25 protein-coding genes are annotated in these 23,718 nt (G+C 44.5%); 6 read left to right on the top strand and 19 right to left on the bottom strand.

Going from position 1 to position 23,718, the window contains the following annotated elements; translation table 11 throughout:
- Window positions 1-140 precede the first annotated feature (140 nt).
- On the bottom strand, window positions 141-2,261 hold the full coding sequence (gene nrdD, locus QQ041_RS16225) for an anaerobic ribonucleoside-triphosphate reductase (RefSeq protein WP_017109601.1): 2,121 nt from the start codon (window positions 2,259-2,261) through the stop codon (window positions 141-143).
- Window positions 2,262-2,564: 303 nt separating this feature from the next.
- Between nrdD and QQ041_RS16220 the strand changes: the two genes are divergently transcribed.
- A complete protein-coding gene (locus QQ041_RS16220; protein ID WP_285954477.1) occupies window positions 2,565-3,440 on the top strand; it encodes an endonuclease/exonuclease/phosphatase family protein in 876 nt (291 codons plus the stop codon).
- A 100-nt stretch (window positions 3,441-3,540) separates the two neighbouring features.
- Here the strand turns inward: QQ041_RS16220 and QQ041_RS16215 are convergent, their stop codons facing one another.
- From QQ041_RS16215 to QQ041_RS16195, 5 genes are all read right to left on the bottom strand, one after another.
- The gene (locus QQ041_RS16215; RefSeq protein WP_285954476.1) at window positions 3,541-3,972 is read right to left on the bottom strand and encodes a YeeE/YedE family protein; all 432 of its coding nucleotides are present in this window, start codon (window positions 3,970-3,972) and stop codon (window positions 3,541-3,543) included.
- A complete protein-coding gene (locus QQ041_RS16210; RefSeq protein ID WP_285954475.1) occupies window positions 3,972-4,433 on the bottom strand; it encodes a YeeE/YedE family protein in 462 nt (153 codons plus the stop codon). The genes QQ041_RS16215 and QQ041_RS16210 overlap by 1 nt, the downstream gene beginning before the upstream one ends.
- 202 nt (window positions 4,434-4,635) lie before the next feature.
- Window positions 4,636-5,868 (bottom strand): glycosyltransferase family 4 protein, encoded by a 1,233-nt coding sequence (locus QQ041_RS16205; RefSeq protein ID WP_146490430.1) that lies wholly within the window; start codon window positions 5,866-5,868, stop codon window positions 4,636-4,638.
- A gap of 99 nt (window positions 5,869-5,967) precedes the next feature.
- Window positions 5,968-6,432 (bottom strand): GNAT family N-acetyltransferase, encoded by a 465-nt coding sequence (locus tag QQ041_RS16200; protein ID WP_146490454.1) that lies wholly within the window; start codon window positions 6,430-6,432, stop codon window positions 5,968-5,970.
- 22 nt (window positions 6,433-6,454) lie between these two features.
- On the bottom strand, window positions 6,455-7,552 hold the full coding sequence (locus QQ041_RS16195; RefSeq protein ID WP_285954666.1) for a ketoacyl-ACP synthase III: 1,098 nt from the start codon (window positions 7,550-7,552) through the stop codon (window positions 6,455-6,457).
- Window positions 7,553-7,674: 122 nt separating this feature from the next.
- Here QQ041_RS16195 and trxC point away from each other — a divergent pair, with 122 nt between their 5' ends.
- Window positions 7,675-8,109 (top strand): thioredoxin TrxC, encoded by a 435-nt coding sequence (trxC, locus tag QQ041_RS16190; protein ID WP_017097619.1) that lies wholly within the window; start codon window positions 7,675-7,677, stop codon window positions 8,107-8,109.
- 109 nt (window positions 8,110-8,218) lie between these two features.
- On the opposite strand, the gene QQ041_RS16185 is transcribed toward trxC, so the two are convergent.
- Both QQ041_RS16185 and QQ041_RS16180 read right to left on the bottom strand, forming a co-directional pair.
- Window positions 8,219-9,886, bottom strand: coding sequence for a GMC family oxidoreductase (locus QQ041_RS16185; protein WP_285954474.1), 1,668 nt, complete (start codon window positions 9,884-9,886; stop codon window positions 8,219-8,221).
- The gene (locus QQ041_RS16180) at window positions 9,879-11,483 is read right to left on the bottom strand and encodes a long-chain fatty acid--CoA ligase (RefSeq protein WP_285954473.1); all 1,605 of its coding nucleotides are present in this window, start codon (window positions 11,481-11,483) and stop codon (window positions 9,879-9,881) included. Before QQ041_RS16180 ends, QQ041_RS16185 begins: the two co-directional genes overlap by 8 nt.
- Window positions 11,484-11,875: 392 nt before the next feature.
- Between QQ041_RS16180 and QQ041_RS16175 the strand changes: the two genes are divergently transcribed.
- The gene (locus tag QQ041_RS16175; RefSeq protein WP_285954472.1) at window positions 11,876-12,901 is read left to right on the top strand and encodes an AraC family transcriptional regulator; all 1,026 of its coding nucleotides are present in this window, start codon (window positions 11,876-11,878) and stop codon (window positions 12,899-12,901) included.
- 270 nt (window positions 12,902-13,171) lie between these two features.
- The gene (locus QQ041_RS16170; protein WP_285954471.1) at window positions 13,172-14,323 is read left to right on the top strand and encodes an MFS transporter; all 1,152 of its coding nucleotides are present in this window, start codon (window positions 13,172-13,174) and stop codon (window positions 14,321-14,323) included.
- A 141-nt stretch (window positions 14,324-14,464) separates the two neighbouring features.
- Here the strand turns inward: QQ041_RS16170 and QQ041_RS16165 are convergent, their stop codons facing one another.
- From QQ041_RS16165 to QQ041_RS16155, 3 genes are all read right to left on the bottom strand, one after another.
- A complete protein-coding gene (locus QQ041_RS16165; RefSeq protein WP_048660133.1) occupies window positions 14,465-14,800 on the bottom strand; it encodes a helix-turn-helix domain-containing protein in 336 nt (111 codons plus the stop codon).
- Between the two features lie 176 nt (window positions 14,801-14,976).
- Entirely contained in the window at window positions 14,977-15,306 is a 330-nt protein-coding gene (locus QQ041_RS16160; protein WP_261383417.1) for a winged helix-turn-helix domain-containing protein, read from the bottom strand.
- Window positions 15,307-15,455: 149 nt separating this feature from the next.
- Window positions 15,456-16,349: an AraC family transcriptional regulator gene (locus tag QQ041_RS16155; protein WP_146490426.1), complete on the bottom strand. Its 894-nt coding sequence runs from the start codon at window positions 16,347-16,349 to the stop codon at window positions 15,456-15,458.
- Window positions 16,350-16,399: 50 nt separating this feature from the next.
- On the opposite strand from QQ041_RS16155, the gene QQ041_RS16150 reads away from it, so the two are divergent.
- Window positions 16,400-17,797 carry an MATE family efflux transporter gene (locus tag QQ041_RS16150; protein ID WP_146490425.1) on the top strand — a complete coding sequence of 466 codons (1,398 nt, stop codon included), beginning with the start codon at window positions 16,400-16,402 and terminating at the stop codon, window positions 17,795-17,797.
- A gap of 107 nt (window positions 17,798-17,904) precedes the next feature.
- Here the strand turns inward: QQ041_RS16150 and QQ041_RS16145 are convergent, their stop codons facing one another.
- Window positions 17,905-18,300, bottom strand: coding sequence for a nitrous oxide-stimulated promoter family protein (locus tag QQ041_RS16145; RefSeq protein ID WP_146490424.1), 396 nt, complete (start codon window positions 18,298-18,300; stop codon window positions 17,905-17,907).
- 2 nt (window positions 18,301-18,302) lie between these two features.
- Window positions 18,303-18,818: a GNAT family N-acetyltransferase gene (locus QQ041_RS16140; protein ID WP_285954470.1), complete on the bottom strand. Its 516-nt coding sequence runs from the start codon at window positions 18,816-18,818 to the stop codon at window positions 18,303-18,305.
- A 97-nt stretch (window positions 18,819-18,915) separates the two neighbouring features.
- On the opposite strand from QQ041_RS16140, the gene QQ041_RS16135 reads away from it, so the two are divergent.
- Window positions 18,916-19,125, top strand: a complete 210-nt coding sequence (locus tag QQ041_RS16135; RefSeq protein ID WP_086714063.1) for a DUF2986 domain-containing protein — start codon at window positions 18,916-18,918, stop codon at window positions 19,123-19,125.
- Between the two features lie 123 nt (window positions 19,126-19,248).
- Here the strand turns inward: QQ041_RS16135 and QQ041_RS16130 are convergent, their stop codons facing one another.
- The 6 genes from QQ041_RS16130 to QQ041_RS16105 are packed head-to-tail and all read right to left on the bottom strand — an operon-like array spanning window position 19,249 to window position 23,685.
- Window positions 19,249-20,193, bottom strand: a complete 945-nt coding sequence (locus QQ041_RS16130; RefSeq protein WP_285954469.1) for an ABC transporter substrate-binding protein — start codon at window positions 20,191-20,193, stop codon at window positions 19,249-19,251.
- A 2-nt stretch (window positions 20,194-20,195) separates the two neighbouring features.
- Window positions 20,196-21,071, bottom strand: coding sequence for a metal ABC transporter permease (locus QQ041_RS16125; RefSeq protein WP_004739197.1), 876 nt, complete (start codon window positions 21,069-21,071; stop codon window positions 20,196-20,198).
- Entirely contained in the window at window positions 21,071-21,805 is a 735-nt protein-coding gene (locus QQ041_RS16120) for a metal ABC transporter ATP-binding protein (RefSeq protein WP_146490420.1), read from the bottom strand. The genes QQ041_RS16125 and QQ041_RS16120 overlap by 1 nt, the downstream gene beginning before the upstream one ends.
- Window positions 21,805-22,740, bottom strand: coding sequence for a zinc ABC transporter substrate-binding protein (locus tag QQ041_RS16115; protein ID WP_285954468.1), 936 nt, complete (start codon window positions 22,738-22,740; stop codon window positions 21,805-21,807). The genes QQ041_RS16120 and QQ041_RS16115 overlap by 1 nt, the downstream gene beginning before the upstream one ends.
- A gap of 16 nt (window positions 22,741-22,756) precedes the next feature.
- Window positions 22,757-23,353, bottom strand: coding sequence for a hypothetical protein (locus QQ041_RS16110; RefSeq protein ID WP_285954467.1), 597 nt, complete (start codon window positions 23,351-23,353; stop codon window positions 22,757-22,759).
- Window positions 23,350-23,685 carry a hypothetical protein gene (locus tag QQ041_RS16105; protein ID WP_048608222.1) on the bottom strand — a complete coding sequence of 112 codons (336 nt, stop codon included), beginning with the start codon at window positions 23,683-23,685 and terminating at the stop codon, window positions 23,350-23,352. The genes QQ041_RS16110 and QQ041_RS16105 overlap by 4 nt, the downstream gene beginning before the upstream one ends.
- Between the last annotated feature and the right edge of the window lie 33 nt (window positions 23,686-23,718).

Here is a 23,718-nt window from a genome sequence, read left to right as displayed (position 1 = left end):
ACTCGTGATGGCTTAATGGTTTAATTCGAAAAGTAGCGAGAAGTGAAACAAATGAATTGGTATCGACATAGCGCTGATACCAATCTTATTCTTTGAGGCGTAGCTCTTCTATGTAAGCTAGCTAATGATCTTAGCAGTTACTAAAGATGCTTCACGCGACGTTTAACTTCTTCTTGCTTGCCGAAGTTAAATGGGCGTGCATCTGGGCTACCAAGGTAACCACAAACACGGCGCGTTACCGATACTTTGGTTGAGTCATGGTTGCCACACTTAGGACACGTAAAGCCCTTACTTGTACAGTCAAACTCACCGTTGTAACCACATTCGTAGCACTCATCAATTGGCGTGTTGGTTCCGTAGTATGGTACGCGTGTGTAGCTGTAGTCCCATACGTTTTCTAGCGCTTCGATGTTCTTCTGCATGTTCGGGAATTCGCCGTAACAGATGAAACCGCCGCTAGATATTTCAGGATAAGGCATCTCGAAATCAATCTTGTCGTATGGGTTCACTTTCTTCTGTACATCTAAGTGGAAGCTGTTGGTGTAGTAACCACGGTCTGTTACGCCATCAATCACACCAAACTCTTTGGTATCGATGCTGCAGAAGCGGCTACATAGGTTTTCACTTGGTGTGCCGTACAGGCTGAACGCGTAACCTGTCTCTTTTGTCCAAGATTCCACTTCACGTTTCATGTACTCCACCAGCTCAAGCGCTTTAGCACGCATTTCGCCATCGTCGTACAAGTGAACGTCAGTACCGTAAAGTGCTGTCATCGCTTCGTGGATACCGATGTAACCAAGAGAAACAGAAGCACGGCCGTTTTTGAAGATATCGGCAATAGAGTCATCAGCTTTCAAACGAACGCCACATGCACCTTCCATGTATAGAATTGGCGCAACACGCGCTTTAACGTTTTCTAGACGAGAAATACGAGTTTCTAGCGCACGGCGAGCTAGCTTCAGTTTTTCATCAAGTAGTTCGTAGAACTTAGCCATATCTTGTTTTGCGTTAATCGCAATACGTGGCAAGTTCAAGCTAACAACACCTAGGTTGTTACGGCCTTCATGAATCAACTCACCATTTTCTTCGTAAGTATTCAAGAAGCTACGGCAACCCATAGGCGTTTTAAATGACCCTGTCACTTCTACTACTTTGTCGTAGTTAAGAATGTCTGGGTACATACGCTTAGACGCACACTCAAGCGCCAATTGCTTGATGTCGTAGTTTGGATCTTGCTTCTGGTGGTTCAAACCATCTTTGATTGCAAATACCAGTTTAGGGAATACCGCTGTTTTGCGGTTCTTACCCAAACCAGCAATACGGTTCTTCAAGATAGATTGCTGGATCAGTTTTGAACCCCAGCTTTCACCTAGACCAAAACCAAACGTCACGAATGGTGTTTGACCATTAGCGGTATGTAGCGTGTTTACTTCGTACTCTAGAGATTGGAATGCGTCGTAACACTCTTTCTCTGTACGAGAGATAGCAAAAGCTTCTGGGCTATGAATGTCCCACTCTTTCGCTAATGACAAATGCTTCTCGTAGCTCGCCATTACGTAAGGTTCAAGAACCTCATCGATACGGTTAATCGTTGTACCGCCGTAAATGTGGCTCGCCACTTGGGCGATGATCTGTGCTGTTACCGCTGTCGCCGTAGAAATAGACTTAGGCGTGTCGATTTCTGCGTTACCCATCTTGAAGCCATGCGTTAACATGCCTTTCAGATCGATAAGCATACAGTTAAACATTGGGAAGAACGGTGCGTAGTCTAGATCGTGGTAATGAATGTCACCACATTCGTGAGCTTGTACGATGTCACGTGGCAAAATGTGAGTTTTCGCATAGTGTTTAGCCACGATACCCGCCAGCAGGTCACGCTGAGTTGGGATAACTTTGCCGTCTTTGTTGGCATTCTCATTGATCAGATCAACATTGCTTTCTTCGATCAAACCTTCGATCTCGCGAGTTAAAGCGCTTTGCTTTTCACGCGCGATGTCGCGGTCATGACGATATTCAATGTAGGCACGAGCCAGAGACTTATACGGTCCCTGCATTAGCTCGTTCTCGACCATAGTTTGAATTTCAGAGATATGAACTTCATCGTAGTCTTCGAGCTTCAACTCAACTGCTAATGCCACATTCAGTGCATAAATAGCAATTTCCTTATCGGCTTTGTCTGATGCTGCTTCCACTGCAGCTTGGATGCGATCTCTACTGAATGGAGCTCTTGAGCCATCACGCTTGATTACGATTGATTTCACCACTTCTCCTTACTCTTGATGTATTCACAGACTTATCCACAAACACACTATATAGAGCGATTTATCGTTTAACTAACACTAGATATTGTGGCGTATTTAACGAGAACCACCAACTTTGAGTATTGATTTAGATCAATAAAACTCTCACGCTGACTAAGATCAATTCAATATTATTACGCTAGTTCTCAAGTCGAAAAGAAACAATGTAACAATAAAAAAACTGCTAAAAAGAGTTGAATTTTTGGTAAGTGTTGTAGGATAACGGCTCAACTATATTGGACGACAAAATCAGGGATATTTGGGATGAAACGACTTCAAAACTGGATAATGTTAGGCTGCTTACTCAGTAGCCAGACATTTGCTGAACCTTTGACCATATCCAGTTGGAATATCGAATGGTTATCAACCAACGAGGCTGTGAATAAGTTTTCTGCCCAACGTGATCAAACTGATTTCGACAAACTTGAAGAATACTTTCAATCCTTAGATGCGGATGTGGTCGCCTTTCAAGAAGTCGATGACGTAAATGCCATTCAGCGCGTGGCTGGCGATCAATACAAGATATTGATGTCTGACCGAGCATTACCAGAAAACAGTAACCATCAGTTCAAAGAAGTGAACCAATACACAGGCTTCGCAGTTCGTAAAGGAATCACACTCACCGATTACGCTGACTTTCCTCTGGAATCGAATACTAACAGCAAGCTTAGGTTTGCCAGTTACGTGGTCGTTGAAACAGGCTCGAAACAAATTCACATGTTGTCTGTACATTTAAAGGCAGGCTGCAGCGGCGCGTATAAGTCTAACCGCGATTGTTCACGCCTAAAAGACCAAGCTCAACAACTGAATAAGTGGATACAACAAAGAGAACGTAACGGTGAAGACTATGCGATCTTAGGCGACTTCAACCATAACCTATCCTACTCAAGAGATTGGATGTGGAAGGATTTAACTGAAAACACGGATGCTCGTTTGGCGACAAGAAAGACCCGTGCGGATTGTAAGGTTCGCTCAAATCGTAATAACCACCGCACACACCAATTCCGCTCTGTGATTGACCACATTGTCGTTAGCGATTCATTGAGTGCATCACCTGCAAAGCAGAAAGTATTTGAAACGCAAGATGTGTTGGACTACAAACTCAGTGACCATTGCCCAGTTTCAACGACTATTAAATAATAGATAGAAATGTACAAAGAGGCTGACTGGCTTTCTGATTAAAGAGCGTCAGCCTCTCAATACTCATATCAAGCCTATGCGGTCAGCGATAGGTTTAACGTTAACAAATTTTATTCGTTCGACCTGCCAACCACATTCCCGCCAGCATGCTTATCATAAACACCCACACAGTTGGGTTACCGCCACTAAGACTTGTAACTGCAGGCCCTGGACAAAAGCCTGCGAGCCCCCAACCGAGTCCAAACGCTGTTGAACCTAGAATCAGTTTTCTGTCGATTAGCGGGTTGTTACGGCTATCTAACGGCTCGCCATTGATTGCTTTAGCGCGCTTTTTAATGACTAGGTGATAAAACGGAGCGAACACCAGTAGCGCACCGCCCATGACGAATGCCAAGCTGATGTCCCAATCGCCAGTCACATCTAAAAAGCCAAGCACTTTGTTCGGGTCAACCATGCCTGAGATGATCATACCCATGCCAAACAAGATTCCAGCCAATAAACCGACAATGATAGTAAATGAAGAATTTTTCATTATGCCCCCAACCCTATCAGGTTTTTGATAAGCACGGTGGCTATTGCCACACCCATGAATACACACGTTGCGATAATCGAGCGTTTAGACAAACGCGCCATCCCTACAATGCCATGTCCGCTAGTACACCCATTCGCCGTTTTAGTGCCAAAGCCGACTAACAGACCAGCAATAACGACTACCAAGAGGTTCATCTCTTCCAATTGAGGGAGTTGGTAACCGGTAGGAATTAACAACCAACCACTTACGATCATTCCAACAACAAATGCGATACGCCAATACTTGTCAGTTTTATCTGTATCCACGCCTTTGCTTTCTTTGTTGCTGGTGCCAACTGGTAATAAACGGCTGACAATGCCACTAATACCTGCAACTCGACCAATGCCCAACATTAAAACAATGGCCGACACGCCTAACAGCATGCCACCGAAAAAAGCATTCCAAGGAATCAAACTAAGCACAGACCTCTCCTATTCACAAACATCATAAACTCATAACAACCTTTAAATTAGAGTTTACTAATAAATATAAATTAGTCAATGCTAATGTAATGGCGTTATATGTTTCGATTTGTAAGTTTGGAATTAACAAACGCCCAGCATGAAAAAGCCCCTAGGCGTTAACCTAAGGGCTTAAGATTTATTCTGTCTTTTCCTAAAGAAGTTATTTGCTCTTGTTCTTCTCAGCTATCCACTGCGACATGTACTTAGTGCTCGCCATACTATGGTGCTTGAGCATTGAACCAAAGAAATTATCCAGTCGATGCGAATCAAGCTCAGAATCTAACGCAATCAGTCGCTCGATCAATTTTTCGCCCAGTTGATTCTGTTCATAGTGCGCTTCAAGAATTGAATGACATTGGCTTTGAGCTTTAAGCCATTTCTCTTCATCTTTATAAAGAGCGACTGCTTGTTCAACAAATTCGTCGATATCATCTGCAACCGCGCCCGGCCATTGCAACTCACCTTGTGGCAACATCCCTTCACGACCAATTTCGCTAGTCACGTTGGGAGTTTGCAACTTCATAGCATCAAGTAACTTACCTTTAATACCTGCACCAAAACGTAATGGCGCAACACAAACACGCGCCTGTTCCATTACTTCTTGAGCGTCTTTGGCCCAACCTTTAATATGGAAGCCGGTTTTAGGGTTGTGCAAAGCCGTTGCTTTCGGCGGCGGATAAGATCCGTAAATATGAAGTTCAGTATCAGGCAGCTGCTTACGAATCTTCGGCCAAATCTTCTGTAACTGAAGCACAGCATCCCAGTTAGGCGCATGTCTAAAATTACCTATCGTCATGAAATGCTTACGTTCTTCAAAGCTTTTCGTACTTTCAGGCAACGTGTTGAGATCAACCATGAACGGCAGATGATGTAACAGCTTTGGATCGATATTGAACTTAGATTGGAGCAGTTCCATCTCATGGCTTGAGATGATCAACGAAAGATCACAGCGTAGAATCGCGGCAATTTCACGTTTCGCCAAGTCACTGTACAGGTGTTCTTTCGTTAACTCAGTCTCTTTCTTAACTGCTTCATGTCGAGCATTGCGTAGGAATTGTAAATCTTCAGTATCCAGTAGCTTAAAGGCATTCGGACATACCTTCTCAACGCGCCAGCCGAATTGCTCTTCCATCATAAAGCGGTCAAACATCACGACATCCGGCTGCAGCTCTTCGATGTACTGGTCAAAGCTATCGCAATTTAGCTGAATAGATTGGCTTGTGATTCCCTCTTCAGAGAGGTCGATCATGTGCTCGGTTTCTTGAGCTGGCGTTGCGAACTCAACGGACCAACCTTGTCGCTTAAATAGACGTAAAAGTGACATCATATGGCTACCAGCCGCCGATGAATTCGGTTCTGGCCAAACGTAGCCAATTGCTAAAACTTTCTTCAAAACACTTCCTAAGAAATAACAAAAGGGGCTGTAGAAGTCCCTAATTAAACGTAAATCAATTTACATCGCTGATTATAATTGGTTCTAAGTACTCAGCGATCAGATTCGTTCACCCACATTGCGAGCTATCATAAGCACTTCATCCGCAGAGTACAGGTTTGAAATCGTGGTTTCGACTTCTGCACCCAACGTCGATTGATAAAGCTTTTGTGCAAAGTTGTCTGCTCTGGTGGTCACTAATACATGTTTTAGTGTCGAGCCTTGCTCTGCTAGCTTGTGCTTCACTTGGGGCAAGGAGTCTAGAATCAGCTTTTTGCCTAATCCTTGCCCCTGCGCGCTCGGTAACACAGCAAGTTGCTCTAGTTCCAAAACAGCTTCAGGTCTAAACCCACTCTTTTGCACCCAAATTATGTAGCCGACAATCTCACCTTCACTCTCTGCAACGAAGTTAAGAAAGCGTGGTGCAGCGCTTAAGTTACATTGTAACCAATCTTTTGAGTTTTGCTGTCGAACAAAAGTAGCTTGGTGAACTAAAGCCGCCCCATCAAGGTCGGCTTTTGTCATAAAACGAACTTGCGCGATGCTACTACTCATTCTCAGAATTAGGACGCGTTTTACAGTGTAAAATGGCTCTTTCTAAAAGCTCTAAAGCCGACTTATCTGCTTCTGGAAGCTTAGCGTCCGACTGACCTAACGGTTCAACACGGCTACCCCATTTAATATGACCAGCACCCCAAGTTAAACCGGCACCGAATGCCGCCACAAGGATGTTTGAGTTAGGTTTAACAAAGCCTTGCTCTAACGATTCACACAATGCAATTGGCACAGTCGCAGCCGACGTGTTGCCGTAATTTTGAATGTTCACAAACGCTTTCTCACGTTCAATGCCCGCCATGTCGCACAGAGTTTGAATGATTCGGATGTTTGCTTGGTGTGGAATCACTACATCGATGTTGTCTGTTGAGATGCCAGTGCGGCTCAATACTGTGTGTGCTGCTGCACCCATGCCTTTAACCGCACGTTTGAAGATCTCTTTACCTACGAAATCAAAGTCCCAGTAACCGTTGTCAGCAGCGAAGCGATCCATAGAAGTACCGAACTTTGGTACTGCTAGAATATCACGGCCTTCGGCGTCACAACCGATCTGCGCTTCCTGTAGGCCAACTCGCTCTTCAGTACGCGATAGAACCACAGCGCCAGCGCCATCACCAAATAGAACCGCGGTATCACGCTTGGTCCAGTCGATGAAGAATGAAAGACGTTCTGCGCCCACAACGATCGCATTGCGGTAGTTGCCGGCTTGAATTAATCGAGTCGCGGTTTCAACACCGTAAATGAAGCCAGTACATGCTGCATTAAGGTCAAAAGCCGCTGCGCTCTTGATACCTAGGTTCTGTTGAACCTTAGACGCAGTATTTGGAATAAGAGAATCAGGGCTGCACGTTGCGATGATCACGAGATCGATATCATCGGCAGTAAGGCCAGCACACGCCATTGCGTGTTGAGCAGCAACAGTCGCTAGCTCAGAGGTATTTACATGACTGATACGACGGTTTTCGATACCAGTTCGAGTACGAATCCACTCGTCAGACGTATCAATGAAAGTGCTTAAATCATCGTTGGACAGCACGGCTGGTGGCAGACACTTTCCCCAGCCAGTAATCTCGGCGTAAAATTTTGTCATCATTTACCTGTTTATTGTTTGTTTTTATTTAAGTATCGTATTCTTGTTTTAAACAGTATAAGCGTTCCGTGCGTGATTCGTAAATCGCGTTAGGCACGGAGTAGCAATAAAAAGAGAAAGTTATGTCTACATTCAACACACGTTGCCCTTCTTGTAATGGCGTAAACCGAGTTCCTTCAGAAAGAATTTCAGAAAGCCCAACCTGCGGTAAATGCAAAACAGCATTGCTCGATGGCGCTCCTATCGAGGGAACGTCACTTAATTTCCAATCTATCTTAAACAGTTCACAGCCTGTGGTTGTCGATTTCTGGGCGACATGGTGTAACCCATGTGTTGGCTTTGCGCCAGTGTTCAGTGACGTTGCTAAAGAGCGTTCGGGAGATATTCGATTCGTTAAGATTGATACTGAAGCTCAGCAACAACTTGCCGCAATGTATCAAATCAGAAGTATTCCGACGGTAATGGTGTTTAAAGATGGCAAACGTGTCGATACGATTAACGGTGCGTTACCAAAAGGTCAATTTGATCAATGGCTTAATCAAGCTTTAACTAAGTAAGTTTGTTTCAATTCTTTGAGTAATCAACAAACAAAATAGGTTAAGGAATCTTAATAAATAAGGCTCCCTAACCTATTGTAAATCCGTCTGTTTTCTCTAATCTTGCCGGCTAACCAGTCATTTCATGCTCTGCGCTCTCATTCGCGCCTTGCTTATTTGTACTGCCTTTCTTATCCAAGCTATATTGCTCTTTAATCTGATCAGCGACTTTCTCAGCAATCATTATGGTTGGCGCATTAGTATTGGCCCCGACTAATGTCGGCATAACCGACGCATCAATGACTCTTAAGTTGTTCAACCCATAGACTTTAAGGTTTTTATCCACCACGGCTAATGAATCACTGCTATGTCCCATTTTACATGTTCCAACGGGGTGATATTGGGTATCAGCCCGGTTACGGATATCTTGCTCAATAGCCTTGTCATCATTGGCATCGACAGGATAAAAAGCATTGCCACGGATATCATCGAACGCTTCGCTTTCTAGCATTTGATACTGCTTCTTCCACCCTTTAATCATAATCTCCATGTCTTCTGGATGACTGAAAAATGCAGGATCGATCTTAGGTGGATCGTATGGATCGGCGCTATTCAGTGTCACGGTGCCATGGCTTTTAGGTCTCAGCAAGGTGACGTGTGAGGTAAAGCCATGACTGGTATGAATTTTTCTCGCATGGTCATCGACTACTGCGACCACAAATACAAACTCTAAATCCGGCACAGCGATATGATCATCGGAACAAAGAAAACCGATTCCCTCTGCAAAGTTACTGCTCATCTTGCCACGGCGTTCTTTATGCCATAGCGGTAAAGCTTTGGTCATTTCAGATGCCATTTGCAGCGAGATACCAAAAGTTTCGCGCTTTTCACTGCACTTGTATGAGTGAACTAAGTCGATATGATCTTGCAGGTTCTTACCCACTCCTGGCAGCTCATGAACTTGTTCAATGCCATTCACGGTTAATTCGTCTTTTGCGCCAACGCCCGATAGCAACAATAACTGAGGAGAGCCAAAAGCACCTGCAGACAAAATGACTTCCTTGTTGCATCGGATCTGATAACGTTTACCATTAGAACCGTATTCAACCCCGACCGCTTTCTTACCTTCAAACAAGACTTTATGAGTCGTTGCTTTAGTCACCACAGTAAGGTTGGGACGCGATAGATTAGGGGTTAGATAAGCCTTAGCCGCGCTGCATCGCTCACCATTCAGCTGAGTCACCTGAGTCGGCATTGCACCAAACTGAGCGGCACCGTTGATGTCTTCATTGCGAGGAACACCTATCAACTCACAGGCAGTTAAATAGCGTTCCAACATTGGGCTTGGTGACCTAAGGTTTGCCACATTCAATGGACCGCCTTGGCCGTGATACTCATCTTGATGGACTTCGTTATTCTCTGCTTTTTTAAAGTAAGGCAGACACGATTCATAGTTCCAGCCATCATTGCCTAAGCTCTCCCATGTATCGTAGTCATAGCGATGTCCACGGGCATACATCATGGCATTGATTGAGCTAGAACCACCGAGTGTCTTACCTCTCGGTTGATAGCCCTTACGGCCATTTAAGCCTGGCTGTTCAACAGTCTCGAAAGCCCAGTTGTTGAGCTTAGTCGGCATCATAGCCACAACACCCACTGGAGTATGAATAAATGGGCTCGTGTCTTTGCCACCAGCTTCTAACAAGCAAACTGTCACATTAGGGTCTTCCGACAATCGAGAAGCCATCACACAACCAGCCGAACCACCACCAACAACAATAAAATCATAACTATCCATTTGCCATCTCCGCTATTTCTAATGGGTGTAACTCTCGCTTCAAGATTTTACCTGTTGCTGTCATGGGTAAGGCTTTCCGAATGAATACTTTACGCGGGTATTTGTAGTCGGCGAGTTGCTCACGACACCATACTATCAAGGCTGCGCTATCACATTGCGTATGTTCGTGAAGCACAACATGGGCGTGAATCTCTTCACCCAACTGATCATGGTGCTCGCCCACCACCGCGACCATTTCCACATCAGGGTGACACATCAATACTTCTTCAATTTCTCGTGGATAAACGTTGTACCCGCCACGAATAATCATGTCTTTAACACGGTCAACAATGAACAAATTGCCGTGCTCATCGACGCGCCCGATATCTCCCGTTAAGAACCAACCATCACGAATGGATTCAGCTGTCGCCTCTGGCCTTTGGTAATAGCCTTTCATGACACTTGGACTTTTGATACAGACTTCGCCTAGCTCACCCATTGCGACAGAGTTGCCTTGTACATCAGTAATCTTGATGAGATGGCCACATAACGGCTGACCGACACTGCCGGACAAACGATCACCATCAATGTGATTAAAAGTAGCAACAGGCGCCGTTTCTGACAGTCCATATCCTTCAAGGACTGGAAGCTCAAATCGAGATTCAAATTGTCGGATAACCTCAAGCGGCATAGACGCACCACCAGACACACCAAGCCTTAAGCTATGTTTAACCTGTTCAGACCGTTTGCTTGTTTTTTCTGAAGTATCAGAAGACTCTTCTCCCGCCTTTAGCAACGCGATATACATGGTGGGAACGCCAGCAAAGACACTCACTTTGTGGCTAATGATCTGATCGATCACCAGTGACGGCTCAAAGCGTGGAATCAAGACCATGGTTGACCCCGTCAACACGCTCGCGTTCATCATGACAGTTTGGCCAAAGCTGTGGAACAGAGGAAGCGTAGCCATGGTCGTGTCGCTGTATTCCAATCTCATAAGATACTGTGACGACATCGCATTGGTTTGCATGTTGGTGTGAGAAAGCTCAGCGCCCTTTGGCTGACCCGTTGTGCCAGAGGTATAAAGGATCACAGCGGTATCATCACCATAGCAAGCGACAGATTCAAAAGGAGTCAAAGGTTGTGTTAGCCAGTCAGCGATTGATTCATGCTGCTCATTTGTTTCTGAAGTAGTGTTTGCGCTTGTCGGGATAGGCATCTCGACAAAGTGTTCACAGTGCTTTGCCTGCTCAAAACCTTGTAAACCATAGCGACCAATTGGAAGCTCTTCACTGCCCTCATAGCATAAATAAGCTTTCGCATCAGAGTCATTGAGGTGATATGCGATCTCTCGAGCCTTAAACAACACGTTTAAAGGCACTACTACACAGCCTGCTTTTAGAATGCCGTAATAAGCAATGGGAAAATAAGTGACATTGGGACACGACAGCGCGACCTTATCTCCCTTCTGCAACCCAAGTCTTTTCAAGTTAGCAGCCACGTTTCCAGAAAGTTGTTCTAACTGAGCGAAGCTGACTTCATCCGAGCCCATACGTAGAGCAGCTTTAGTTGGAAAAAGCGAAGCACTACGCTCCAAATTAACAGCAAGATTGTGCATCCATGATCTCCTTATGCGGCTTAGACCTGTTAGTGGCGGTCACCGTAGACGTTCTAATCGTTGTAATAAGTGTCTTTCTTGTAATCACGAGCCTGCACACTGGTGTGTCATGTAGGTAAGAGTATTTATTTATTGAGCAAAATAGTAGTTATTGAGCAAAATGTCTGAGACGCTCCAATGTGCAACCCAAGAAATTACAACATTTTGGTAACATTTCGAACAGGTTTCAAAAAGACAAAAACCGGTGAAATTCGGACAAAGCCTGCGCAAGCCCAATAAAACCTTGCACACATAAACCAAAATTTGGAACAAGCTTGCGAAAGTGAGAACAAGCAACAGGCATAAATGTTAAAAGTTCGGTTAAAATATCGATATTCAACAAGAGGCAGCTTATGGAATACACCGCAGTTTACGAACCCGATATGCAAGCATTCGGCATTCTGGATCTTCAGTTGCTGCATCGTTACCTATCACCTGCTCTCTGTATCGAAGAGTTACTCGAAGGCAGTCACATCGATGCTCTCCAACTCAACACACCTGATACACACATCACTTTGGCGCAAAAGCTTGCTGTGTTCAGTAATGCGTTAGCGAACACAGATGAAGGTGGTTTAGGGTTAAGAGTCGGCCAACAAGCACGATTTAGTGACTTTGGTGTTTTGGGTTATGCGGTATTCAGTAGCGAAACGCTGTTGGATGCTTTACTGATTGGGTTCAAGTATCTGCAACTTGCTGGCCCAGTTCTTAGAAAGACCATGTCAGTAGAAGACAACGTTGGCTACTTTCGGGCAGAGCAACTGATCGAACTTGATTCTTTACTGCCTTTTTGTTGTGAATACTGGTTCGCGGCGATACACAGTTTGTGCGAAGAAGTCTTGCAACAACCCTTTCCTTCTCAAGTGATCCGATTCCCCTATCCAAAACCTGAATACGGGGATCTTTATACAGAAGTTTTTGGTTGCCCGGTTGAATTCAATAGTGACCGTCTTGAATGGGAGTTTGACGCAACCACCTTGTATTCGTCTCTTCCTACCGCCAATACCATCACTTTACAGATGTGCTTAAAGTCGTGTGATGACATGTTGGCAAAAGTCAGCGCACCCACCAGCCTCAAAGAGAAAGTCTCACAGATGCTGATTGAAAGGCCGGGATGTTACCCTTCGATAGAATCCATTTCTTCAGAACTCGGCATGTCTTCTCGAACACTGCGCCGTCACCTAAAGGCTGCTGATACAAGCTATCAGAAGATACTTGATCATGTTCGCTATCACCTTTCCCGGCACTACCTTTCTTCAACTCAAATGAGTATTGAAGAGATATCTGAACGAGTTGGCTTTTCTGATAGTGCTAACTTTCGACATGCCTTTCGTAAGTGGAGTGGTAACTCGCCACGCCAATACCGAAAAGAAGTGGTCTAACACGATTAAACGCCCTAAATTAAAATCTGATGAATACAACGAATCTCTCTTCGTCTTTCAAATTAAATAGTCGTTTGAACAACGCTTTATCGGCTATTTAACCGCAGAAAATATCGCGAAAACATGAAATATCACAACGGTATTTTAGCCAACAAACACGATAAATTTCTTTTATCTTCACGACCATTTTTATTCGTTTTACCCAATTCAGTTTCTCCCCCATAGTCGCGGAAAATTCATCGTTTCTTTTACTATTTAGAGGCTCCTGCATTGGACAACATCCAACCAGCAACTCGCATAACTGTTCCTGTTATTGCATTGTCTTTTTACGCGATCGCTTCAGGCTACTTAATGAGTTCATTACCATTAATGCTGTCTGAGTATGGCTTAGACAAAGATCTATCGAGTTGGTTGGCGAGTGCATTCTATGCAGGTCTACTGGCTGGTACATTATTGATTGAACGTGCCATTGCGCGTGTTGGTCACAAAGACGCGTTCGTCATCGCATTGAGTGTGTTCATCGCAACGATCCTTGTATTGCCATTGATCCCACACCAAGCTGTATGGCTATTAGCTCGCTTTGTGGCTGGTGTAGCGGTTGCAGGTATCTTTGTGATTGTAGAGTCTTGGCTAATGAGCGGTGACGAATCACAACGCGCAAAACGTCTCGCTATCTACATGTGCTCACTGTACGGTGGTTCTGCAGTTGGTCAGCTTGGTATCGGTTACCTAGGTATTACTGGTGGTGTACCTTTCATCGCAATGTTCACCCTTCTGTTTGGTGCGATCATTGTTCTGATGTACGGACAAGCAACACCACCACAGATCCACGATGCGCAATCTTTGTCTTTAAAGCAGATCAGCAAATTAAGCCACAGCGCGCTAATTGGCTGCATTGTGTCTGGATTAACGCTAGGTGCGATTTACGGCTTGATGCCAGTTGAACTTGCTCAACGTAACATTGCGCACGAAGACATTGGCGGTTTGATGGCTTTGGTTATCATGGGTGGCATGGCTGTACAGCCGATGGTGACTTGGTTATCTCACCACATAGGACAAGTGTTATTAATGGCTCTGTTCTGCCTGCTAGGCGTTGCAAGCATTGGTGTGCTGACTATCAATCACGATTTCTACGTACTAGGCATGAGCTTGTTCGTATTAGGCATGGCGACATTTGCGCTATACCCAATCGCGATTAACTTGGGTTGCCGAAACCTTGACCCAAGCTACTTGGTGTCAGTGACTCAGATCATGCTACTTTGCTACAGCATCGGTTCTGTTGCCGGACCAATCGTTGCAGACAGCTTTATGGATTCACAAGCAGGATTATTCACATACCTGTTCGCGTCTCTACTTGCTACAACGATCTACATGTTGATTGCTAGTCTAAAGCGCTCTCACCTACAGATTGCAGGCGAGTAAGCTCAAATAGACAGACACAAGAGACGTGTCATCAGGGCTCTGAGTTAAGACTTCATGTCTAAGCGAAGAGCCCTTTTTGTTTTATGCCAACGGTAAGAAAGATCGACAACAAATAACAATAACGTCTATTATTTTAGAAAGTTAAGGTTGAAATACGTAACCTTCACCAGTGATGGTAATGATTAATCCATCTCCGAATAACGATCTTATTTCGGATATCGCAACAATCACAGATGAGTTGGTCACTTTCTCACTTTCCCAGCCAATCTTCTTTAATTGACTAACACTGAACAATTCACCCCTATGTCGATTCATAAATAGAATGATCTTTCGGTATGCCAAAGGCATGGTAGCCAGTACGTAGCCGTTCTCTACGTTGCGAACAAGTTTGGTGTTGAGTTCAACAATTTTACCGTTTAATTCAAGTACTACGTTGTTTTCAGAATGGTTCGTTTCTATTACAGGATAAGAGTCCATTTTTATATCATTCCCTTACTATATAGCCAGCGACAATGTCAGATTTGTTCGTATTTATATAACGTCGCTTATATGTGGACGTTTTAGATTTGACGATAATCAATGGAATTCGTACGGTAAAGAGATTAAATTTTTATTATTAAAATATTAATAGGATATCAATAGGAGATTATTTATTACTCCATGACATACCCTTCGTTGGAAATTGTTTGAATACAACGACAGTCAAGAATCCTTCTTATTTCGTAAATAGCGACCAAAACAGAAGCAGATGTCACAGCTTTACCAGCCCAGCCTACGCTCTTCAATATTTGCTTGCTAACTACTTGACCTCTGTTCAGGTAAAGATAGAAAAGCACTTTACGATGAGGCTCAGAAAGCGTTCCTATTATTGAACCACAGCCCTGTTTTCGAACAATTTTCGTGCATGATTGAAACTCTTTATTATTTAAAGTGAGCTTTGATGGAAGAGTAAAATCATTCACCTTACCGATAGCTTGTTGCATTTATTCCTCGCATTGCATATGCATTGATGTTTTTTAGATATTTCCAATAGTACCGAATAGAGTAAAAATACTAAATTGATAGATAGCTCAATACCGTAATATTACTGCAAAGCTTGATCTTGCGTAATTGATCGAGGAAACAAGCAAAGCTAACCGGGCAGTCGATGACTCTTTCGATACTGACTGGGTGACAAGCCGAAATGCTTTTTGAAACGATGCGAAAAGTTATAAGGATCCTTGTAGCCCAAGCGATTAGCAATCATAGAAACAGACCAATCTTGATATTTCAGCAGACTGGTGGCTTTATCCATACGTAATTGAATCAATTTGCTGCGTGGTGACAGGTTAAATAGCGTCTTGGTGACTCGGTTGAGTTGCTCTTCACTAATGAACACTCTTTCGGCCATCCCTGCTACTGTCCATGGCTGGTGCAGACTGCTTTCAATCTCGTTATAAAGCGCTTGAACACGTGCAGTGGTGCTGGTCGACTTAGGCTCAAACCCCGTCAAGGTTCGAATAATTTCACTCAAGAGTAACTTACGGTAACTGGCTCTACCGCCTATCTCAAAGTAAACCAAGTTCATTAATGACCAGATCTGCTCACACTCTCCGAACGGCACAATCCCCTGACCTAAACTTGCGATGTGCTGCCACTGCTTAGTGTCAGGCGTCAACATCCACGCCATTTTCCAATAATTATATTGAGGATCGAGTTCAAAACGAAATGGGGTTTCAGCAGGAAGAACCACGAGTGTATAAGGCGTAATCGCTTGTACCGATGTTGCGGTTGTTAGAATACCACCACCTTCCATAGTGAAAATCAACGTATGAACATTAACGGATTCACGCTCAACCCAATAACCATCATATAGCTTCGCCATACCGCCCATATAAACACCAAAGCTTTTCATCTCTGGAATATCTTCAACGGTCAAAAAACGTTCTTTGCACTGTTCAGCGAGAAAAACATCATCATACCAAGTTGATTTTGGTCTCATTGAATCAATGACGGATTTGCACAGGTTTTGTTGTTTTTTAAACATGTTGTTACTTCACTCAAATCACTATAGTTCTGCCATAAATCGGAGAGCTTATGACAACTAACATCAACCCTAACTCATCTATGAATAACAAGCCAGAGAGCATCTTGCCTCGTATCGTTAAACTTGGCTTACCTGTCGCTTTGCAAAGTGCGCTGGTGGCTATTCTTGCCCTTGCTGACGTATTAATGGTCAGTGATTATGGTATGGAAGCAGCTGCAGCTGTGGGAATTGCGTCAAAATGGCACTTCGTTGCTATTATGATTATGGCAGGGTTGGCCTCAGCAAACGGTACATTAGTCGCTCAATACTGGGGGAAAAATGACCGAAAAAGCGCACGAACTGTATCATCGATTGCGATGATATTTGGCTTAAAAGTTCTGCTGCCTGTTACTGCAATCATCACTCTTGGTTCTCAGTTTTTAATGATGTTGCAAACCAGCGATCAAACCGTGATTGAACTTGGCGCAACTTACCTATGGTATGGCTTCCCTGTTCTACTTCTGACTCACATTGTTGTCGTGGTAGAAGCAAGTATGCGCTCATCAGGTGACACCGTAACTCCGCTGTTATTAGGTGGCGTTACCATCGCACTCAACATTGCGCTTAACTTCATTCTTATTAAAGGTGCTTTCGGCATTCCAGCAATGGGCGTCGCAGGTGCGGCATTGGCGACAACCTTAGCGCGATTGATTCAAGTGGGCTTGATGTATAGCTACATGCGTATGCGTAAACATTGGCTATTAACGACACCGAGCTCACCACATCGCCCGTCATTGTGGTTGTCTTACCGTCGCATTGCTTTGCCGTTGACGATGAATGCTGTGTTGTGGGCAATGGGTACCATGGCATATCAAATGATTTTCGGTCACATGGGCACGACTGAGCTTGCGGTGTTTTCGATGCTCGCACCATTTGAATCGCTGTGTTACTCGATCTTCTTTGGTATCTCAGTGGCGTGTTCTGTACTGCTTGGCCACTCACTCGGCCGTGATGAATTTGATGATGCTATGAGCATGGGTCTAACATTCATAAAGGCTGTGATTGGATTTGGCGCGGTTGTTGGCCTTCTTCTCTTCCTAGGCAAAGAGCACGTGTTGAGTTGGCTGAACTTAACAGACGAGAAACTGTATCCACTCGCCGCGCCAGCAATGATGATCATGTGCTTTGCTGTGGTGATCCGCATGCTGAACATGGTGATCATCAATGGCATTATTCGCGCTGGTGGCGATAATGCGTTCTGCCTGCGTATGGATTTCATCGCGATGTGGATGGTGGGCATTCCAGTATGTGTTTACGGCGCGTTTGTCGCTGGATGGGATTTCAAATACATCTATGGTTTGATGTTGGTAGAAGAAGTGGTGAAACTGGCAATTTGTTCTCATCGTTACCTAAGCCGACGCTGGATCAACAACCTGACGGTGACCTACGAACAACCTCAAGTAGCGTAATCTCTTACGTTCAAGGTTCTAGTTTTAGGTATCGAATATAAACACAAAAAGGTCTGAGAAATCAGACCTTTCTTGTTTCTGAACCGTTTTGTACGGCAAACAATACGTTACTTCTTGTTCATTCGGATATGGCGGTTCGACACATTCGGCAGCGGCTTCTCGGGCACTTTTCGTTTTTCATGTATCAAATGCCTGATCGCTAAAATCGGATGCTTGAGTAACATTCTTGGCCCGGCATAACGCATCACTAAACGCATCTGCTCTTTAGGGTCGGGCTTATAGCAATGAATCGGACACTTATTGCAGGTCGGTTTTGCTTCGCCATAAGGGCAACGATCAAGTCGTGTTTCGGCATAGCGCAACAATTGCTCACACTCTTCACATAACGCGCCATTCGGACACACTGCACCGTGGTGATCTTTACAGTAGATGTGCACCATCGCAATAACGGTTTTGTACTCCGTCGCGAGTTCACCTTGTAGAATATTGTTATGTTGGAACATGATTAACTACCCAGAGAGAGACTGTACAGATTGAGATTAACGCTTTCACTTATCACGTCTTCAACCCGCTCGAACGCAAAACCCAGTTTAGTCAGTAGTGCGATGCTTCGAATGTTATCAGAGGTAGTGATGGCAACTAAATGATCGATGTCAGCATTCTGCTTAGCTTGTTCGATTATTGCTTTTGCCGCTTCATGAGCAAACCCTTGCCCATACACTTCAGGAACAAAGCCATAGCCAATATCATGCGAGTCTAAGCTATCTCTTTTAATTAATCCGCAAATACCAATTGGGGTTAAGGAATCCTTTATTTCGACCATCAATAGGCAAACACCCTTCTCTTCATGCATCTTAAGAATGTTGTTTTCGATGTACTCGACAGCCTTTTCAGTGTCGCTGATTTCCTTATCACCAATGTAACGCAGGAAATCTTCTGAGCTGTATAATCGTTGAATAAACGCCGCATCTTGAGGTGTGATCATTCTTAATCGTAAGCGTTCGGTCTCGACTGCCTGCATAGTGATATTTTCCTTGGTGAATACCATGTAAATATTGAGTTCTAGAGCTAAAATGATTATCCTCCACCGCCTAAACTAAATACAAGGCTATGCAGCAATGAACCGTAAGAAAAAAATCAATCAAATTCTAAAAAAGAAGCAGAAACAGGCGAATTCTAAACTGCATAGTAGCAACAAGCCTCGCTACATTTCTAAAGCTGACCGTGCAAAAATGGAAGCTGAAGAACAGGCTAAAGCAGCTCAAGAGCAGGCTGAAGGCACAGTCGAAACAACTGTTGAAGCTGAAGAGACAAAAACTGCAGAGTAAGTTTATACTCGCAGCCCTTGTCTAGCTCAATACACAGAGCAGATGAACAAAAACAAAAAAAGCAGCCTCTATTTGGGCTGCTTTTTTGATCGAGCGGTTTATTAGCTCGCTTATTTTAGCCACCTAACCTTTGAAAGGTTGGACTTCCCAACGAGCAAACGGTGCTTTTGCGTTGATTCCTGCTCTACCCCAACGATCAACAGAATCCACAACCAAGATACGCTCATTCGGTACCAATGATTTAATCAAGTTGCTTGGCTTTTTCGCTGTAACTAACCATAGAGCATCGTCTTCTGAAAACATCGCTTTGAGTTTGGTTTTGTCTTGTTCTGTCCATTCAAGTTCAGCTTTGAACATACGTTCTTCAACAAACAGTTGAGTACCTGAAGCGAAATCTTCCAAGCTTTCTGAAAGCAACAATACAGAGTCTACGTCGTTATCCAGTAAGACTGCTTGTTGCTTGTTAATCAGTTCACGCACATCAAGCATTACACGCTGTAGGTTGCTATCAATGGTCTCAGCTTGCGCCGGCCACAATAACTTAAAGTCATCAGCAACAATCGCCGCCATACGAATCAAGTTGGTTGGGTTTAACCATGCGTATTTAGACACATCGCCATTTGATAACGTCAGCGCGGCAACACCTTGTGCTCGTGGTGTAATGGCTTGAGCGGCATCAACCTCAACCAAACGGATATTGCCTTGTCTTGCGTAAACAAATGTAGGATCAGCTTGCCAGATGGATGACAACGTGACTGCTACCGTCGCCTTTTCGCCGGATTGAAACACTTTACTTGCCCCCTTGGTACCAAACCAATTCGGCAGACGATCAATACCATAGCGCTTTGGTGGCAGGTACTCCGTCGTGATGTCAGTGCCTTTAGTTAGCTCTGTCGCTAGTGCATAGGTTACAGGTGTACTCGTTAGAATATCTTCCGCATTCACGTTCAGTGACATCACAGAACCTGCCATTAACACACTACCAAGCACACCTACTTGAGCCACTGTTTTTACTGAACTAGCGATACGTTTTACTGAGCTAGTGATACGATTCATTAAACAAGTCATGATTACGCCTTTCTTACAATTCGGTATAACGTTGCTGCTAGGAAAAACGTTGCAGAAACGATGATGATTGAAGCACCTGACGGTACTGGCAATTTAAGTTCCATTGGTAATACCGTACCAACCAAACAAGCAATGGTCGCAAGCAGAGCTGATAACAGCACAAAGCTACCCATGCGTTTAGTTAGTAGTCGAGCCGTCGCACCTGGAATCAATAACAAAGCGCCTACCAAAACTGCACCCACGATCTTCACGGCAGCAATCGTGACTAACGTAATCATCATGACAAACAGGTAGTCGTAGAAACTGGTGTTGTAACCGCGAACCTTCGCAATATCAGGACTGATACAGGTAAGCAGGATACGGTTGAATGTCGGTATCAAAAGCAAAATGATGATCGCGCAACTGCCTGCGAGAATCGCTAAGTCTTGGTCCGTTACCGTAAGGATCGAACCAAACAGTACGTTCTCAAGCATGTGAATATTGATCTTACGAGCCACGTACATCAGTAACGCTGCACCCACTGCCAATGCCAGCGCAAGGAACACACCAACCAAGGTATCGTATGGAACGTTGGTTCTATTTCTTACAAAATGAAGAAGCAGAGCGAAGATCATACAGAAGCTAAACAGACCAATGATTGGGTTTTCTGGTGGCTCACCAAGCAAAACACCAATTGCAATACCAGTTAACGCGGCGTGACCAACTGCTTCTGAGAAGAAAGCCAGACGCTTGGCAATCACCAAAGTACCCAGACCACCTAATAGAGGACCAAGTAGTAACGCTGCAACCAAAGCGTTTACCATGAAGGCATACATGAAGCTTTCTGATAACAGACCCGCTTCAACACCACTAATGGCAAGTTGTCGTAACCAATCCATTACGCAACCTCCTTCGATTCAGAAATTGCAGCGCCACTGCTGTAATGCTGGAACAGACGCTCAATCTTAGTTGGATGCAGAACTTGCTCATGCGGGCCACTATCCACTAAGAATCGGTTAACGACATGCACGTTCGCTTCAAGTCGACGAACTGCCGTGACATCGTGGTGTACCGCAAGAATCGTACGACCTTCATTAACACATTCACGAATCAGCGATTCCAGATAACGCACGCCCTGCTCGTCCATACCGGTCGTAGGTTCATCCAACACCAATAGACTTGGGTTATCCAATAACGCTTGAGCAAACAACACGCGTTGCTGCTCACCACCCGATAACTGTCCCATACGGCGGTCGCTACGAGTCGCCATACCCACACGATCTAACTGTGCGAGAGCCAGATCCAACTGCTTGGACTTACGACGCCAAAACAATGGAATTCGAGTTTGGTTAAGCAACACGAAATCCATGACAGTCAAAGGCAAGCTCGATTCGAAGGTCGCTTTTTGAGGAACGTAACCAATACTTGGCTTTTCTGGCCAATGAATGTTGATTTGCCCAGAGAAAGGCGTAAGACCAAGAACAGATCGCAACAAAGAAGTTTTGCCACCGCCGTTTGGTCCCATGATCACATGGCACTCACCCGCTTTAAGTTCTAGTGAGATATCGTCAAGAATGACGTTGTTGTCATATTTCAGACCAAGTTGATTGATTGAAATCGATGGACCTAACATTATGCGTTCCCGATTTTGGCTTGGTTCGCAGCCGCAAATTTCATTGCTTCGATTAACGTTTCTATGTTCTTCTTCATCTCCACTTCGACCTTGTCGTCTTCATACTCGCCGTGGGTCATGTGAGAGAAACGGTAAAGCTGCACGCCAGTTTCAGCTTCAATCGTGTCAACAAAACGGTTTGGCATGTTTAGCTCGTAGAACAGAACATCAATGCCTGATGCGCGGATCCTCTCGATCGTCTCTTGCAGTTGGCTAGCACTTGGCTCAACACCGTGTGCAGGTTCAATCACCGCCGCCACATCCACACCAAACTCTTGGAGGATATAGCCATAAGCATTATGCGTGGTTGCGACCTTCATACCTGATGTATCGAGTTCGCCCAGCGACAGCATTGCATCACGCTTCATGAGGCGGAATTGCTTAGCGTATTTACGTGCATTCTTGCGATAAAACGCAGCGTTGTCTGGGTCGAGCTTAGAAACCTCGCTGGCAATGGTGTAAACCTTTTGAATGGTTGTCGAAAGCCCAACAAAAGTATGCGGGTTAACGGCACCCTGACCAACAGACTGACCAAGAGCAGGAAGTAGAGGTACATCTTTGTTTGCTTCGATCACGACGAGGTCATCACGTTGCGCGGCTGAAATCACTTTAAGCGCGAAGTCATCGTGACCAATACCGTTTACCACGATTGCATCCATCTGGCTCAATCGCTTCAGGTCGTTCGGTTGTGGTAGGTAGTTATGTGGGTTAAAGCCAGCGTCAACCAAAGGAAGAATGTTCACTTTGTCTCCGACTACGGCTTTCACATAGCTGTAGTAAGGTTGAAGTGTGATACCAATCGTCAGTTTGTCACTGTCGACATTGTATTCTTTTGCTAATGCATTAGGTGCCATGAACACCGCTAGTAACGACATGAACAGAGTCATAATTCGCATAGTAATTCTCTTATTATTAGTGAGCATCACTTTCATGATGCAGTTCAATTTCTGATTCATTCACAACCATTTTCCAGCCGGCAGACTCAAGCATTTGTTGGTCAAAAGTATCAGGCTGTTTCGCTACACCATCGAAGAAGATCCAGATTTCTGGAGAAACGCTGTTCGCGTTTAAAATAAAAGAATCTGCAAAACCATGATCAGTTGGTGTAGCTTGTCCACTTGGTGTCGCATATTCACTTGGAGTAGAGAAATAATAACCACGCTCGTCCAATAACCAAGTATGAGAACCTTTGCGCTTCCAGCTTTGGTCTTCTACAAATGGCGTAACCCATTCATCTTTAAGTGATGCGACACTCGGCCATTCGCCGTCTGAGTCAATACGCAGGTCACGAATCTCTTCATGAGCCAAACGCAGCTCTGATAACATCGCCAAGTTTTCTTGTTCAACATCAGTCACCAAAATTTGATGATCAAGCACTGCTTTAACGTGGGATTCTGCCTGATGAAATGGGATAGCGACCATGGCAAAGCTCAGGATGAATACAATGCTCAGCCCTACCCATTTGCCTTCTCTGCCACCCGTGTCTGCACGTACACCTTCAATCATCATTTCTCACTGATCTCAACAACGTCCACTTCAACAGGAAACTCGTGGCCTGAATCAAACACAAGATAGAACTCAGTGTCTGGGTTTGGAAACTCAACGATAGAGCGCTTATCCGTCATCTCTTTCGCAATCAAGTTGTCTTCGTAGTCGTACATCTCAACCGCGTAATCAATCGCTTTACTACCGTCTGAATAACCCGCTTCACAGGCCACGGTTTTGCCTTCAAACCAGCAACTCATCAATGGAAAGTGTGCTTGTGCAGGTAATGCAGCGAAACCAAGTCCCAGTGCTAAGCAAGGAGTCATTAATGCGTTAAGTTTTGTTTTTATTGTCATGGTTCGTACCCTAGCCACAGTGCAAATTCTCAG

This window comes from Vibrio sp. TMPB1044 (assembly GCF_030442075.1).
GTDB lineage: Bacteria > Pseudomonadota > Gammaproteobacteria > Enterobacterales > Vibrionaceae > Vibrio > Vibrio satsumensis.
This window is presented reverse-complemented; position numbering and strand designations above follow the sequence as displayed.

Coding starts and splice junctions, on each gene's coding strand:
- QQ041_RS16220 (WP_285954477.1), top strand. CDS start 2,565: ATGAAACGACTTCAAAACTGGATAATGTTAGGCTGCTTACTCAGTAGC.
- QQ041_RS16215 (WP_285954476.1), bottom strand. CDS start 3,972: ATGAAAAATTCTTCATTTACTATCATTGTCGGTTTATTGGCTGGAATC.
- QQ041_RS16200 (WP_146490454.1), bottom strand. CDS start 6,432: ATGACAAAAGCCGACCTTGATGGGGCGGCTTTAGTTCACCAAGCTACT.
- QQ041_RS16195 (WP_285954666.1), bottom strand. CDS start 7,552: ATGACAAAATTTTACGCCGAGATTACTGGCTGGGGAAAGTGTCTGCCA.
- trxC (WP_017097619.1), top strand. CDS start 7,675: ATGTCTACATTCAACACACGTTGCCCTTCTTGTAATGGCGTAAACCGA.
- QQ041_RS16185 (WP_285954474.1), bottom strand. CDS start 9,886: ATGGATAGTTATGATTTTATTGTTGTTGGTGGTGGTTCGGCTGGTTGT.
- QQ041_RS16180 (WP_285954473.1), bottom strand. CDS start 11,483: ATGCACAATCTTGCTGTTAATTTGGAGCGTAGTGCTTCGCTTTTTCCA.
- QQ041_RS16175 (WP_285954472.1), top strand. CDS start 11,876: ATGGAATACACCGCAGTTTACGAACCCGATATGCAAGCATTCGGCATT.
- QQ041_RS16165 (WP_048660133.1), bottom strand. CDS start 14,800: ATGGACTCTTATCCTGTAATAGAAACGAACCATTCTGAAAACAACGTA.
- QQ041_RS16160 (WP_261383417.1), bottom strand. CDS start 15,306: ATGCAACAAGCTATCGGTAAGGTGAATGATTTTACTCTTCCATCAAAG.
- QQ041_RS16155 (WP_146490426.1), bottom strand. CDS start 16,349: ATGTTTAAAAAACAACAAAACCTGTGCAAATCCGTCATTGATTCAATG.
- QQ041_RS16150 (WP_146490425.1), top strand. CDS start 16,400: ATGACAACTAACATCAACCCTAACTCATCTATGAATAACAAGCCAGAG.
- QQ041_RS16145 (WP_146490424.1), bottom strand. CDS start 18,300: ATGTTCCAACATAACAATATTCTACAAGGTGAACTCGCGACGGAGTAC.
- QQ041_RS16140 (WP_285954470.1), bottom strand. CDS start 18,818: ATGCAGGCAGTCGAGACCGAACGCTTACGATTAAGAATGATCACACCT.
- QQ041_RS16135 (WP_086714063.1), top strand. CDS start 18,916: ATGAACCGTAAGAAAAAAATCAATCAAATTCTAAAAAAGAAGCAGAAA.
- QQ041_RS16130 (WP_285954469.1), bottom strand. CDS start 20,193: ATGACTTGTTTAATGAATCGTATCACTAGCTCAGTAAAACGTATCGCT.
- QQ041_RS16125 (WP_004739197.1), bottom strand. CDS start 21,071: ATGGATTGGTTACGACAACTTGCCATTAGTGGTGTTGAAGCGGGTCTG.
- QQ041_RS16120 (WP_146490420.1), bottom strand. CDS start 21,805: ATGTTAGGTCCATCGATTTCAATCAATCAACTTGGTCTGAAATATGAC.
- QQ041_RS16115 (WP_285954468.1), bottom strand. CDS start 22,740: ATGCGAATTATGACTCTGTTCATGTCGTTACTAGCGGTGTTCATGGCA.
- QQ041_RS16110 (WP_285954467.1), bottom strand. CDS start 23,353: ATGATGATTGAAGGTGTACGTGCAGACACGGGTGGCAGAGAAGGCAAA.
- QQ041_RS16105 (WP_048608222.1), bottom strand. CDS start 23,685: ATGACAATAAAAACAAAACTTAACGCATTAATGACTCCTTGCTTAGCA.